This is a genomic window from Trichothermofontia sp., assembly GCF_053493415.1.
This window is the reverse complement of the sequence record NZ_JBRCAD010000033.1, coordinates 1-12,679: the sequence shown is the minus strand read 5'-3', so window position 1 is coordinate 12,679 and position 12,679 is coordinate 1. Positions and strand designations below refer to the sequence as shown.

The 12,679-nt window shown below is 56.6% G+C and carries 12 protein-coding genes; 5 read left to right on the top strand and 7 right to left on the bottom strand.

Annotated features, from left to right (window positions below; all coding sequences use genetic code 11):
* Nucleotides 1-1,961: SAV_2336 N-terminal domain-related protein (locus ACWIUF_RS03340; protein ID WP_448570798.1), on the top strand; the 1,961-nt coding region annotated here is incomplete at its 5' end.
* A 679-nt stretch (nucleotides 1,962-2,640) separates the two neighbouring features.
* Here the strand turns inward: ACWIUF_RS03340 and ACWIUF_RS03335 are convergent.
* The 6 genes from ACWIUF_RS03335 to ACWIUF_RS03310 all read right to left on the bottom strand — a co-directional run bounded on the left by ACWIUF_RS03335 (nucleotide 2,641) and on the right by ACWIUF_RS03310 (nucleotide 8,529).
* The gene (locus ACWIUF_RS03335; protein ID WP_448570797.1) at nucleotides 2,641-3,558 is read right to left on the bottom strand and encodes a flagellar assembly protein H; all 918 of its coding nucleotides are present in this window, start codon (nucleotides 3,556-3,558) and stop codon (nucleotides 2,641-2,643) included.
* A 531-nt stretch (nucleotides 3,559-4,089) separates the two neighbouring features.
* A complete protein-coding gene (locus tag ACWIUF_RS03330; protein ID WP_448570796.1) occupies nucleotides 4,090-4,380 on the bottom strand; it encodes a helix-turn-helix domain-containing protein in 291 nt (96 codons plus the stop codon).
* 282 nt (nucleotides 4,381-4,662) lie between these two features.
* On the bottom strand, nucleotides 4,663-5,796 hold the full coding sequence (gene hypD, locus ACWIUF_RS03325) for a hydrogenase formation protein HypD (RefSeq protein WP_448570795.1): 1,134 nt from the start codon (nucleotides 5,794-5,796) through the stop codon (nucleotides 4,663-4,665).
* On the bottom strand, nucleotides 5,783-6,040 hold the full coding sequence (locus ACWIUF_RS03320; RefSeq protein ID WP_448570794.1) for a HypC/HybG/HupF family hydrogenase formation chaperone: 258 nt from the start codon (nucleotides 6,038-6,040) through the stop codon (nucleotides 5,783-5,785). Before ACWIUF_RS03320 ends, hypD begins: the two co-directional genes overlap by 14 nt.
* A 191-nt stretch (nucleotides 6,041-6,231) precedes the next feature.
* Nucleotides 6,232-7,476 carry a M23 family metallopeptidase gene (locus ACWIUF_RS03315; RefSeq protein WP_448570792.1) on the bottom strand — a complete coding sequence of 415 codons (1,245 nt, stop codon included), beginning with the start codon at nucleotides 7,474-7,476 and terminating at the stop codon, nucleotides 6,232-6,234.
* A gap of 171 nt (nucleotides 7,477-7,647) precedes the next feature.
* The gene (locus tag ACWIUF_RS03310; protein ID WP_448570791.1) at nucleotides 7,648-8,529 is read right to left on the bottom strand and encodes a biotin--[acetyl-CoA-carboxylase] ligase; all 882 of its coding nucleotides are present in this window, start codon (nucleotides 8,527-8,529) and stop codon (nucleotides 7,648-7,650) included.
* Between the two features lie 62 nt (nucleotides 8,530-8,591).
* Here ACWIUF_RS03310 and ACWIUF_RS03305 point away from each other — a divergent pair, with 62 nt between their 5' ends.
* The 3 genes from ACWIUF_RS03305 to ACWIUF_RS03295 all read left to right on the top strand — a co-directional run bounded on the left by ACWIUF_RS03305 (nucleotide 8,592) and on the right by ACWIUF_RS03295 (nucleotide 10,361).
* Nucleotides 8,592-9,041, top strand: a complete 450-nt coding sequence (locus tag ACWIUF_RS03305) for a thiol-disulfide oxidoreductase DCC family protein (protein ID WP_448570790.1) — start codon at nucleotides 8,592-8,594, stop codon at nucleotides 9,039-9,041.
* 389 nt (nucleotides 9,042-9,430) lie between these two features.
* Entirely contained in the window at nucleotides 9,431-9,781 is a 351-nt protein-coding gene (locus ACWIUF_RS03300) for a hypothetical protein (RefSeq protein WP_448570789.1), read from the top strand.
* Nucleotides 9,782-10,130: 349 nt separating this feature from the next.
* The gene (locus ACWIUF_RS03295) at nucleotides 10,131-10,361 is read left to right on the top strand and encodes a hypothetical protein (protein ID WP_448570788.1); all 231 of its coding nucleotides are present in this window, start codon (nucleotides 10,131-10,133) and stop codon (nucleotides 10,359-10,361) included.
* Nucleotides 10,362-10,489: 128 nt separating this feature from the next.
* On the opposite strand, the gene ACWIUF_RS03290 is transcribed toward ACWIUF_RS03295, so the two are convergent.
* Nucleotides 10,490-11,920, bottom strand: a complete 1,431-nt coding sequence (locus ACWIUF_RS03290; RefSeq protein ID WP_448570787.1) for an amidase — start codon at nucleotides 11,918-11,920, stop codon at nucleotides 10,490-10,492.
* 201 nt (nucleotides 11,921-12,121) lie between these two features.
* On the opposite strand from ACWIUF_RS03290, the gene ACWIUF_RS03285 reads away from it, so the two are divergent.
* Nucleotides 12,122-12,679 (top strand): hypothetical protein (locus ACWIUF_RS03285; RefSeq protein WP_448570785.1); only part of this gene is annotated, 558 nt, incomplete at its 3' end.

The window sequence follows — 12,679 nt, the reverse complement described above, 5'->3', positions numbered from 1 at the left end:
CCATCCAGGTGAGGCCGGGGGGGGGTCGAGAGCGGCGGGGGAGTCAGGCGGTTTTATCGCCGAAGGTGTTATTGGAGCCGTCGCGTCGCCAGGTGATTTGGGTCCTGAGTGATTGCAGGTCTCGCCTGTGGCAGCAGGGGGCGATTTATGAGCAGCTTGAGGCGTGGGGGCAGGTGGTGCCGGTGAGTTTGGTGCAACTTTTGCCGGAACGGTTGTGGTCCCAGACTTGTTTGGCGATGGGTGAGCCGGTGCGGTTGCGGGCGTTGTTGCCCGGTGTGCCTAACCAGCAGTTACGGTGTGAGGCGCTGTTGCCTGCGTTTGAGGTTGAGGAGCCGGAAGGGATGCAAGCATCCCGATCGCTGCGGTTGCCGGTGGTGACGTTGGAGCCGGAGCCGGTGTACCGCTGGTCGCGGATGGTGGCGGGGGTTGGTAATGCGGCGGTGGTGGGGATTCGGGTTGATTTGGCGGCGATCGCTAGGGGGGCACAGGTCGTACTGCTGCGATCACGGGATGCGGAATTTTTGGTGCGCCAATTTCGAGTGACGGCATCGTTGTTGGCCCAACGGTTGGCGGGTTTGATGGCGGCGGTGCCGGTGAGTTTGCCGGTGATTAACTTGATTCAACAAACGCTTTTGCCGGAGTCGTTGCAGGTCCATGTGGCGGAAGTGTTTATGAGTGGGCTGTTGGAGCGTGAGTCGGCAGTAGAGCAACCGGCAGGGGAGCCAGGGCTTGGCTATGAGTTTGTGCCGGGGGTGCGGGATGTGTTGCTAGCGGGGATGCCCACGAATCAGACGGAAGCGGTGTTGGATGCGGTTTCGGCTGATATTTCGGAGCGGTTAGGACTTAGTACGCGCAGTTTTGCGGCGTTGATGGCGCAGTTGCCGGAACTGGTACAGCGATTCTCCGCTGGAGACGCTCCGCGATCGGCGGCGGATGAATTGGGGCAGCAGTTGTTGTTACCGTTTGCCCGGATCGCGATCCAAACCTTGGAGCGGTTGGGGGGCTACTACGCCGAGGTGGCGCAACAGTTGGCGCAACCCGTGGGGGCGTTGCGGCGTAACGATGAAGTCGAACCAGCAGTCGAACCAGAAGCCATACAGTTACAGCCGTTTACATTTAGGACGGCAACGCTGCAAAAACAACCCTCTGGCTCTTCGCAGCGTGAGAATGGCTGGGAGATTCAGGCGCAGGAGGCAGAAGCACAGCGGTTTATCGAGATATTGCCAGGGTCGGTAGAGTTGGCAATGGTGCTGATCCCTGGCGGGACGTTTGATATGGGATCTAGAGATGACAAAGGGCGTTCCGACGACGAAGGTCCTCAGCATCCGGTGACCGTTCCCCAGTTTTTCCTGGGTCAATATGCGGTGACCCAAGCCCAGTACGAGGCAGTCATGGGGAGTAATCCCGCGACTCGCTACAATGAAGAACGTTTTGTTAGTCCCAATCGACCCGTTGTAGGCGTATCTTGGCACGATGCGATTGCCTTTTGTCAACGCTTAAGCAAGCAAACGGGCAAAGACTACCGCCTACCGAGCGAAGCGGAATGGGAATATGCTTGTCGGGCGGGAACCACCACGCCATTTCATTTTGGTGAAACGATTTCCAGCGAAGTTGCTAACTATGTTGATAATACCTATGGTGAGGGCACAACAGGGCGATATCGTGAGCGTTTAATTGATGTGGGCAGCCTGGGGTATGCCAATGCCTTTGGGCTGTATGATATGCATGGCAATGTCTGGGAATGGTGCGTCGATCATTGGCACAATGATTATCGAGGGGCACCAGATGATGGTAGTGCATGGTTGACAAATGATGACAATGCCCGTCGCCTGCTGCGCGGTGGTTCGTGGAACGACTTTCCGAGGCTCTGTCGCTCGGCCTATCGTACCAACGGTCTTCCCGCCACCCCCGCCTACCACGTTGGATTTCGCGTGGCGTGTTCGGCGGCGAGGACTCTGTAGCCCTTTGCGCTTTTGCCCTCTTGCCCTTTGCAATAATTCTTAATGTTTCGTCTTTTCCCCGCGCGTAGCGCGAAAAAAATTTTTTTTCAAAAAATCGAGTTTTCCACAGGCATTAGGATGTAAACTATAGAGGTTATTGTAGCACCAAAACACCCAGTTTTTACATGATCGTCCGGGGAATTAATATCAATTATCCGTAGGGGCGGGTTACGCCAAAATCAATGCGGGAAACGCAAAATCTACCTAAACCCGCCCAGCCCGAGGATATTGATTGTCAACCCAAAATCGGCAAAAACGCGATCGTCCTTGATGTACCGCGTTATCTAAGCAGGGCAGGTTTACAAAGATGCACCGTGTCATCTAGGCAGGGCAGGTTTACAAAGATGCACTGTGTCATCTCGACAGGGCAGGTTTATCAAGATTGATCTTCCTAGTTGAGATATACTGGAAAACCTGCCCCTACAATGTCTAATTTCCTTTCGTAGGAGCGGGTTGCGCTCAAATCTTGATCGAAGACTAAAAATCTCGATAAACCCGCCCAATGCCAAGGCAACAGGTTCAATGCAGCGGATTGAATCTGGAGCAACGGGCCGACTTCTACGATGCCTCGGCAATGTGGGTGTCGCCCTGGGTGCCGCGATCGCAGGAGATTGCGCAGGGCTAGACGGGCGATCGCGGCTTACTGGGCTTGAAAGCGATCGAGCAGTTCGGCCCGCGACAGTTGCAAAAGCAAAGGCGTATAGTCCTCTGGCGGCAGACGCAGGATCGCAGGAACGATCGCCTGCAACTGGACATCCAGTTCCCCAAAACGTGTCCGCAGCAAATGCTCAATCACTTGCCGCTGTCCCTGCTGAAGGCCCTGCTGAAGGCCCTGCTGAAGACCTCGGTGTTCAGTCGCTTGTTCCCATTCCAGAAATGCTTGTGAGAGTGCCATAGTTAAGCGTTGCTCCTCGCTATCGATAATCTCTGGGTGGTCTGTGTCGATCGTAATCTTCCACGTCGAGAGTAGCCTCAGTGCCATCGCCCGCTCCGGATCAGTGGTGGGTAGGGCAATCACCTCCGCGATCGCCTGCTCCTGGGTCTGACCTTTACCCAACAATCGCAACCAGAGCGTCTCGCGGGTGACGGGTAATTGGCTGATATCGATCATGGCGGTTCGCAGCAGGCTTGGCAAGTGGTAAACCCCAGTGGGCCACTCCGGTTGGGCGATCGCCCCCAGTCCAGTGAGTTGGGGTTGGGTAATGCTGCTGGCCAGTATCCAAAGTTGGGGCAGTTCCGCTTCGAGCAACGAGGTTTGCTGCTTTTTTGCCTGTCGTTGCTGCTGGGCTTGGATCAGGAACAACTTCAGCAAGCAATTGCGCACTTCCGTTGCCGCTGGGGGATTACGAAAGGGTTCGAGCAGGCAGGTCGCGCTGGCAATGCGTCCCAATAAACCCAACGGGATCGGCGGAGCAGTCGGTTGGGGACTGGGGATAAACCAGACATCGACAAAGCGAGCTTCACCAGGGACTTCCAGGTTGCGCTCAACGCTGCCGAGGGGACTGAGCAGTTCTTCGAGAAAAAGTTTGCTGAATTGGTCAAACCGAATGCGCGTCATCAGCGTGTAAGAGACCGACTTAAGGACAGAAGTTACGCTTGGATAGGCATAAAAAAATTTTTTCAAAAAATCGAGTTTTCCACAAACATTTCGTAGGGGCGGGTTGCGACAGAATCTATGGCGGGAACGGCAAATCTACCTGAACCCGCCCAGCCCCAGGATATTGATTATCAACCCAAAATCAACAAAACCGCGATCGTCTTGATGTACCGCGTTATCTAGGCAGGGCAGGTTTATCAAGATTGATCTGCCTCGTTGAGATATGCTGGAAAACCTGCCCCTACAATTCCCTAATTTCGTTTCGTAGGGGCGGGTTGCGCCAAAATCGATGGGGGAAACGCAAAATCTATCTGAACCCGCCCAGCCCCAGAATATCGATGGTTAACCCAAAATCGACAAAAAACGCGATCGCCCTTAATACACCGCGTTATCTAGGCAGGGCAGGTTTATCAAGATTGATCTGCCTCGTTGAGATATGCTGGAAAACCTGCCCCTACAATTTCTAAAAAAACGATTGAACCGTTGGCCAACCTATCCAATCCCCGCGATCGCCTGTCCGATCGCTTGTGCCGTTGCTCCCGTTGCTAACACCGCCCGCATTAGAAGCTCGATCGCAACCGAAGCATCACCACTTTCTGCCTTTGCAATCCGAGGTTGACTGGAACCCAGTCTGATTGCCAGTTCATGCTGCGTCATCAAGCCTTGTCGTCGTTCCTTCAAACGTTTGCTTAAGGCAAGCTTGATTTCAACTAAAATCGCTTCTTCGGAAGATAATTCCAGAAACTCTGCAACACTGCCAATGCTCCAGCCCTTCGCCTCCAAGCGTTCCCTTGTCGCCTTATCTATTCAGATTAATCGTGTTGATCTTGATTATATTGATTCAAACGAATAGCCACTGACGTATCCACGGCAATTTCACCACTCATTCTGGCCGACCTACCGACAGTTAGTCACGATCACCCGCTGTAGTTCAGTTGCCTCTGCATCACTATAAGATTCCAGCAAATCGTGCTATCAGTTGCCTTGCACGGGCTGCTTTAGCACGATGTAAAAATGCCAGGACAGCCCGTACTAGCTCATCGGGTGCTTGCACCAACTCCTGCATCAACCACTCAACACCGGGGCACGGTAGCGATAATAGGCCGCACAGGCCCCCTCCGAAGACACCATCGTCGCCCCCAGGGGATGCTCAGGTGTGCAAAGCTTGCCAAAGGCCGGACATTCACTCGGTTTCTTCACCCCTTGCAAAATCAGGCCGCTGATACAGGCGATCGCGTTGCTGGCGGCTAAAGGGGAAGATGGGGCTTCCGGCTGGGGATCGGTTTCCCGTGGGAGGCCAAAACGTTTTTGGGCATCAAAGGCTGCATAGGCCGATCGCAGGGCCAGCCCACTGGCAGGAATTTCCCCAATCCCACGCCACTGCCGGGGCACCCCCTCAAACACCGTAGCGATCAACTGCTGGGCAACCCGATTGCCTTCAGGACGTACCACCCGGCTGTACTGATTCACCACTTCCGTTTGACCATTTTCCAATTGCTCAATGCAAAGATAGATGCCCTGGAGAATATCCAGGGGTTCAAAGCCCGTGACCACGATCGGCACCCGATATCGCTCCGCCAACGGTTGATAGGCTTCAATCCCCATCACCGTACACACATGACCGGCAGCCAGGAACCCCTGCACCCGATTCTCCGGCGCGTCCAGGATTGCCGCGATCGCCGGGGGCACCAGCACCTGGGAAACCAACAGGGAAAAATTCTTCAAACCCTGCTGTTGCGCCTGATAAACCGCCATCGCATTTGCCGGAGCCGTTGTTTCAAAACCAATAGCGAAGAAAACCACCTCGCGATCGGGGTTTTCCTGGGCTAACTTCACCGCATCCAGGGGCGAATACACAATCCGCACATCTCCTCCCGCCGCCTTCACCGAGAAGAGATCGCGATCGCTCCCCGGCACCCGCAACATATCCCCAAAGGAGCAGAAGCTGACCTGGGGTTGGGAGGCCAAGGCGATCGCCTGATCAATCAGCGCGATCGGGGTGACACAAACCGGGCAACCCGGACCATGAATCAAGGTCACCTCAGGGGGCAATAGTTGGTCAATGCCGTATTTCACGATCGCATGGGTTTGCCCACCGCAAATTTCCATGAGGCACCAGGGCCGGGTGGTGAGGCGGGCGATCGCGTGGGCATAACGGTGGGCAGCGTCGGCGTCGCGGTATTCGTCAACGTACTTCACTTGCTTCCAACTCCGCCAACTCATCCATTGCCTGCAAGGTTTCAAACACCCGTTGGGCCTCTTCCGCATCCACGGTATTCAGGGCAAAGCCCACATGGACAATCACATAATCCCCGACTTGGGCTTCGGGCACATAGGCTAAACTGACCGCCTTGAGGACCCCCCCAAAGCGGACTTTTCCCATGCGGTTCAGGCTGTCATCCCCCGTAATACTGACAATTTCTCCGGGCACGGCTAGACACATGGTTGATTTCCCAAATCTCCCATTCAGCATTCACTATTGCCCACTATGCCAGATCGCCTGCCCTCACCCCGGCAGATAACCCGAAAAACTTAAGGCTTCAGTACGCGCCTCGTTGTTCGTCGTGACACTTGAGTCGTCAAAGCAGTCGTATCTGGTGCCAACAGGTTATGAAGCTGTCCAAATCGGGCTGCTTAAGCAGTGGGCGGTAGCGGTGGGCCAATAAACGGCGTGGGTGGTCCCATTTTGGGGAGGTTGGGCGTGGGCGTTGGTTCCGCTTGGGCCAGTTGTAGGGCTTGCACCAGACGGGCTAGGGCCGCTTCCAGCTTGTGGCCAGGGTCGAGGGTAATCCAACCTTCTGGCGTATATTGGCGAACCTCAAAGTGCAGGTGGGGACCCGTCGAATTGCCCGTACTACCGACAAGGCCGATGACCGTACCCTGTTCTACCGTATCCCCCGGTCGCACCAGAATTTGGGACAGGTGGGCATAGAGGGTTTCCTGGGCCGCGTCTGGATGTTCTAGCACCACCGTGAGGCCATACCCCCCCATAACGTCCGCGATCGTGACCTTGCCCGCAAAGGCAGCGAGGACTGGCGTGCCGACATCGGCGGCGAGGTCAGTCCCGGAATGGAAACGCCAATCGCCGGAAATGGGGTGGAGCCGCCAGCCGAACATGGAGGTAATGGGTACGGGGAAGGGCAGGGGGAATAGGGCATGGCGATGCGCGTTACCCATTTGCCGCAGGACACTTAGGGTTCGCCCAAAGGCGGTCCGGTTGAAATAGGCTTGGCCGTTGGCTAGGGTTTGGCCGGGATTAAACTGAAAGACCGAATTGGGATTGATCCCCGGCTGGTGTTGCCAGCGATCCTGGGGGGGATAGGCATGGGCTTCACCGGCTGCGGTTGTGGGCGACCAGGCGGTATTCGCAGACGGGCTGGGGGGGCAAATCGCACTGGGGGCTGTACTACCTGCCGCGACCACAGCTTGACACCCGGTCGATCGCTCCGATAACACCACGTCCGGTGCCATTTCGTAGCTGCTGGTCGCCCCCAGGGAATAATCCGAGCCATCAATATAGGTCCCTGGGATGGGTGCGGCGGTTTCATGTCCAGCCACCGGGGGGGCCTGCTGGGGTTGTAGCAACACTTCCGGTGGCTCTTCCGGCAAAAATACCTGGGGTAAGGGCGCTGGCGGTGGATCGGACGGTGGCACGATCGTGGGTGCTGGCAGGGGAGCTGCCTCGGCTGCGGGAGGCGCTGCTTCATAGGTGGGCACGATCAAATCCGCCGCTTCTTGGGCTAGGACAGCCCCACTTGGGAGCAGACCCAAGCCACAGACCCAGCCTAAGCCAGTTAGCCAGTATCGCCGCTGGGGATGCAGGCGCGGAAATCGCTGCAAAGGCCGCAAAGGTTGGTGTTTTGGGGCAGGCGATATCATGATCGTGTACTCACTCCTCAACAGAAAAAAATCGGTTTCCACAGGGACCATCCTTGTCCCTAATCCCGATGGCTACAGCCTGGGGCAGGAGCGCCGGCCCCACTCTAGCTAGCGACAAAGCGGTAACCAAGGCTCAATCCTACCCTAAGTTGCCCCAAGCGATGACCACGGTCAAGGTTCTAATTCATTCACATCATAGCCGAGACGAATCTGACCGGGGTGGAGAATTTGTTCCCTGTCTGCCCCCGCAGCTTCCCCGGTACGGGACAGGGGGCGTACTCGCAATCCCCCATCTGGCGCAATGCCGACGATCGTCATGGGTTGGCCAGCCACTGGGATGGATCGATTCCGATGGGTCAACAGGGCCTCATAGGCCGGTAGCAGATTGGCCATGCCTTGCTGTTGCCAATGGTCGTAGCCAGTGAGTAACCCTTGCAGGACGATCGCCGCAAGATGGGCAAGCGAGGCGATCGTCGGTGTGAAGCCTGGGGGTTCCCGCGTCGATCCGGCTTGCTCTGCCCAAAAGGTTTGCAAATTCGTCCCCACGGCTGGGACTGGATTGGCCCAATTGATGCCGACGCCAATCACCGCCTGCTGGATCGTGTCCCCCCGGAGCCGAGTTTCGGTGAGGATGCCCCCCAATTTGCGGCCCATGAGCACCAAATCGTTAGGCCATTTAATTTGTACGGGAATTGCCCATTCTTGCAGTGCCCTCGCCAGCCCCCAGGCACTACAAAGGGTCAACTGGGCGGCCAGGTTGGCCCTTAGGTTAGGGGCACAGGACCAGGATAGGTAGAGTCCGCCCGCTGCCGAAGTCCAACGGCGTCCCCACTGGCCCCGTCCGGCGGTTTGCTGTTGGGCGATCGTGGTGGTGCCGATCGGATGTCCCTGCCCTAGGTATTGCCATAGGGTCTGATTGGTCGAGGCGACTTGGGGAAAGCAGTGAATCTGGTGGGGTTGGGGCCACGGCGCAGCGGCATCCTGGGTGGCAATCACGGCGGCCCAATAATCAGGGAAGGTATCCCAGTCGGAAGGGGGGCTGAGGGCTGGCATAACGGTTGGGGTTTGCTATCCTGCTATTTAAGCGATACCACGATCGGTAGAGTCCGCCAGCTATGACATACAGCGTGATTTATGACGGCAACTGTAACCTCTGTGTCACCTTGGTCCAAGCCCTAGAGCGCTTCGATCGCGGTCAACACTTTCGTTACGCCCCCATGCAGGATCGGGCTGCCTGCGATCGCCTAGGGATCACGGCTGCCGATTGTGAATTGGGCATGATTCTGGTCCAGGACGATGATCCTCGTCAGCGTTGGCAGGGGAGCGCAGCGGCTGAGGAAATTGGTCGCCGTTTGCCGGGAGGTGAAGTCATTGTCAGCGTGTATCGAGCATTGCCAGGGTTAAAGCCAGGGGGCGATCGCCTCTATGCGCAAGTGCGCGATCGCCGTTATCAACTGTTTGGCCAACGTGACCACACCTACACCAGCCCCTATTCCCTCTGTCAAACTGGCGTCTGTCAACCGCTCCAGCCCCCTGCGGACCTGACTCCTCATGCACCTAGCTAGAACAGTCAACCGAAGGGCACCTCGAAAAATACCCAGCCAACACTCCCAAGCCCCGTTATGCCGCTGGGTGGAGCCGTTGAACCCCCCTCACCCTAGATTAGTCAAAGTGACCATAAAGTTGTGCAATGTTAGTAGCGACGACCTTAGGCATTGCTGGCTTTAGCCAGCCCCACAAACACTGCATAATCATACTGTGTACTGGTGTACTGCACTAGTGCGCTTGCTGGGGAAGTGGTATCGAGCGTTACAGCCTTTTTCCTAGCCTCTCCGCGACACTGAAACAACCTATATTTAGGAATAATCCACCGTTTTCAGATGACTGCTTTTGCCTGAATCTTCGTTTAACCATTGGCGTAAAACCTTTGTTTAATCAGTTAGGAGATGTGTGTATGGAATATCGCTTTGAACTTTTGGGCGTTGCCAACATTCTGACCTTTTTCAATCATCAACAACAGCGATCGAAACACCCCCCCGATCAGGGTGTCGAGTATGTGGGGACGCGGCATTGTACCTTGGATGCGGTGATCCACTCGATTGAACCCATTCCGCCCAAGCGGGGCTGGGATTTGGATGCCGTGATTGATACGGTGATTCAATATTGGCTGAATAATTCGGAAACGGTTCAACGCTGGCGAGAACGGCTGGAGGATGCGGGTCAAGAGAGCCTGCTGGTTGCTAAAGTGGGTGATCTCAAGGCGATCCGGGCAGAGTTTGAATCTCTCCTCGGCGAGACTTTCTAGCCGTTAGGTCCTGGGTAGCTCCGCCCCCCTGCTGGTGCTCTACACTGGTATTTTGTCTGACTCCTCAAAACAAGGTGCCTGTCAAGTATCGGGCAGCGTTCGATAGAAAAGTTAATACTAAAGCTAACGATCGGGCCAATGGGGTTACATCCGGCTAGGGGCTAGGCTGTGAGCCATCAATGGTCCCTAGTTTCTGCCAACAATTGTTAACGTTTAAACCAGTTTGATCACTGAGTTGGCGGTTTCTGTAATCCTTCCGTAATACTTGTTGCGTCTTGTGTTTTTTTACAGCGGTGGAGGGGATGTATTCGGTAAGCTAGGACGCAGCCACCCTCATTGTGGAGGTCGTATGACTCCCTTCCTACTTCGTCGATTTTGGTTTACCGTTGAGAATACGCAGGCTAGTGTGCTGCTGAAGCTCGACGATGCGGCCCTTGTACAGTGCCTGATGCGCCAGTTGGGACCCCAAACCCTGGACGATCGTAACCAAGTCGATGCTTTGCAACATTACATTGCGTCTCGCATCAGCTTGATTCGGGACTTAGCGCAACAGCGGTTAGGGGATTACCAGGTCAGCTAGGGCCGCAAGGCCGTCCTGGGTGCATGGGCTAACCCAGCAACACAGGGTTGGAACAACTCGATTAGCCCCACCGCCTTTAGTCCACAGTCTTTAACCGTCTTTAACTGACCGTCTTTAATTGACAGCCTTTAGCCCGCTGCCTTTTCAAATGTTGGTGGGAACTGGGGTGGGTAGTGCAGTGCTTCCAATTGAGCCGCAAGGGCAATCAAGGTCCCTTCGGTGGCTGGCCGCCCGATTAACTGTACCCCCGTGGGTAAGCCATTCGTCCCTAACCCCATCGGTAGCGCGATCGCGGGTTGGCCGGTTGCGTTCCAAGGCGGACAGGGCGATACCCAATTCACAATACGATCGAACACCGCATCCGGAGCCAGATCAGTCCATTCCCCCACCCGAATTGGGGGATGGCGAAAGACGGGCAGAACCAACACATCAACCGTATTGAAAAACGCCACAATCTGTCGGGCCGCCACCTGTAGCTGGCCCACTGCCTTCAGATAAGCCGCTGCCGATCGCGCATCCGCTTGGGCAAACAACCATTGGTTCACCGGACTGAGTGCTGCAACGGGCACCCCAGCAGCCACTACCCCTGTCTGCCATACCTGGATAAACGGCTCAATCATGGCCGTAAAGTCCGGACAGCCCTCCTCAACGTGGTGCCCCATTGCCTCTAGGTGGGCGGCCACCGATCGCACGGCGAGCTGATAGGCAGGATCGACCTCCCCAATTGGCGGAATGGTCGTTGATACGGCAATCCGGAGGGGGGCGATCGGGGTCGCCACCGCCCCTTGCGCTTGGGCTAAAAACGACGACTCCGGATCTGGTAACCAGTAGGGATCACCCAGGGTGTACCCGGCTAGCACATCCAGCAGGGCTGCCGCGTCCGCCACCGTGCGGGCCAGGGGACCTTGAATGGTAATGCCACTCAGGTAGTCCCCCAGGGGGGCATGGGTGACTCGCCCCCGCGAAGGCTTAATCCCCACAATGCCGCAACAATGGGCTGGTCCCCGAATGGACCCCCCGCCATCCGATCCCTGGGCGATGGGACACAACCCCGCCGCCACCGCCGCCGCAGAGCCACCACTCGATCCCCCAGCGGTATAGTCCAGGTTCCAAGGGCTGCGAGTGGGTATAAAGCCAGGGGGTTCGGTGTAGGGGAAAGACCCTAGCTCGGAGGTGGCGGTTTTGCCCAGAATAATAAAGCCAGCCTGTTTGATCCGGCTGACCCCGCCTTCATCGTAAAGGGCCATATTCTCCTTTAGGGCAGCCACCCCTAAGCTACAGGGCAATCCCGCCACGGCATGGAGATCCTTGATCGCGATCGGGACGCCGAAGAATGGGGGGAGGGTAGCGGGATCAGCCGTCGCTAACACTTCAGTTTTGGCCTTAGCCTCTGCCACGGCTTGGTCGGCGCAAACATGCACAAAGCTACCCAAGGCACGATCGTATTGCTGAATGCGATCGAGGTAGAGGTGTACTAACTCCAAGGGTGAGAGTTGACCCGTTTGGATGAGATGGGCTTGGGTCAAGGCGGAGCTAAACGGGAGATCAGAAGCATTCATGAAATTGGGACCCAGGTCACAGGCGATTACATTGGGCCTATTGTGCCGGTTTTTGCCGCCGCCGCCGCTTGCCGGTAGACAGAAATGCAACTGACCAATGCGTCATCAGGCCAAAGCTAACCTATGCCAGTCCCCCACTAGCGCTTGGCTTGGCGCGGCGATCCGCCAATCCCGGCCACTCGCTGGCAGGCTTAGGGTCAGGTGACAAATTTCGGAATTGAGCTATTCTGGGGGGCAAATTGCTGCGTCACCTTCCTGGGGCACATTGATATGACGGACGGCACCCTTCTGGAACAAGTCAGGCAGGGCGATCCCACGGCGATCGCTACCCTGCTCAATCACTATCTACAACGGAGTGGCATTACCGCTAGGGCGACGCTACGCGATCGGGTATTGCATCTACTGCTGGAAGCGGCGCAGGTACCGGATCAGCAGGCGTTAGTTGCCTATGTACGGCGAGGGATGCAAGGGCTAAAGCAGGCAATGGCCCAACCCCGTAATGGCTTTGATACCGTCATGATCTATGGCCGCCGTCAGGGGGAGCGGGTTGCCGCGTGGACAGAAACCTTAGATCTTGCTGCCCTAGCGTCTACAGCTGCCCCCCCCATGACGGCGGCTGAGGCCGGTTTAGGAGCGGCTGCCCTGGGTTTAGGTTTAGGGGCTGCCCGTCCTGGTGCAGAAGCTGTCCCTCCGGATATTCGCGCGGGGACGGCCAGCCCCGTTCCGGGAGCGACTGGCTCCAGCCCGCCCCCGTCGCCC

Excerpts from the sequence above, each read along its gene's own strand:
- ACWIUF_RS03335 (WP_448570797.1), bottom strand. The coding sequence starts at position 3,558 with ATGACGCGCATTCGGTTTGACCAATTCAGCAAACTTTTTCTCGAAGAA.
- ACWIUF_RS03320 (WP_448570794.1), bottom strand. The coding sequence starts at position 6,040 with ATGTGTCTAGCCGTGCCCGGAGAAATTGTCAGTATTACGGGGGATGAC.
- ACWIUF_RS03315 (WP_448570792.1), bottom strand. The coding sequence starts at position 7,476 with ATGATATCGCCTGCCCCAAAACACCAACCTTTGCGGCCTTTGCAGCGA.
- ACWIUF_RS03310 (WP_448570791.1), bottom strand. The coding sequence starts at position 8,529 with ATGCCAGCCCTCAGCCCCCCTTCCGACTGGGATACCTTCCCTGATTAT.
- ACWIUF_RS03305 (WP_448570790.1), top strand. The coding sequence starts at position 8,592 with ATGACATACAGCGTGATTTATGACGGCAACTGTAACCTCTGTGTCACC.
- ACWIUF_RS03300 (WP_448570789.1), top strand. The coding sequence starts at position 9,431 with ATGGAATATCGCTTTGAACTTTTGGGCGTTGCCAACATTCTGACCTTT.
- ACWIUF_RS03295 (WP_448570788.1), top strand. The coding sequence starts at position 10,131 with ATGACTCCCTTCCTACTTCGTCGATTTTGGTTTACCGTTGAGAATACG.
- ACWIUF_RS03290 (WP_448570787.1), bottom strand. The coding sequence starts at position 11,920 with ATGAATGCTTCTGATCTCCCGTTTAGCTCCGCCTTGACCCAAGCCCAT.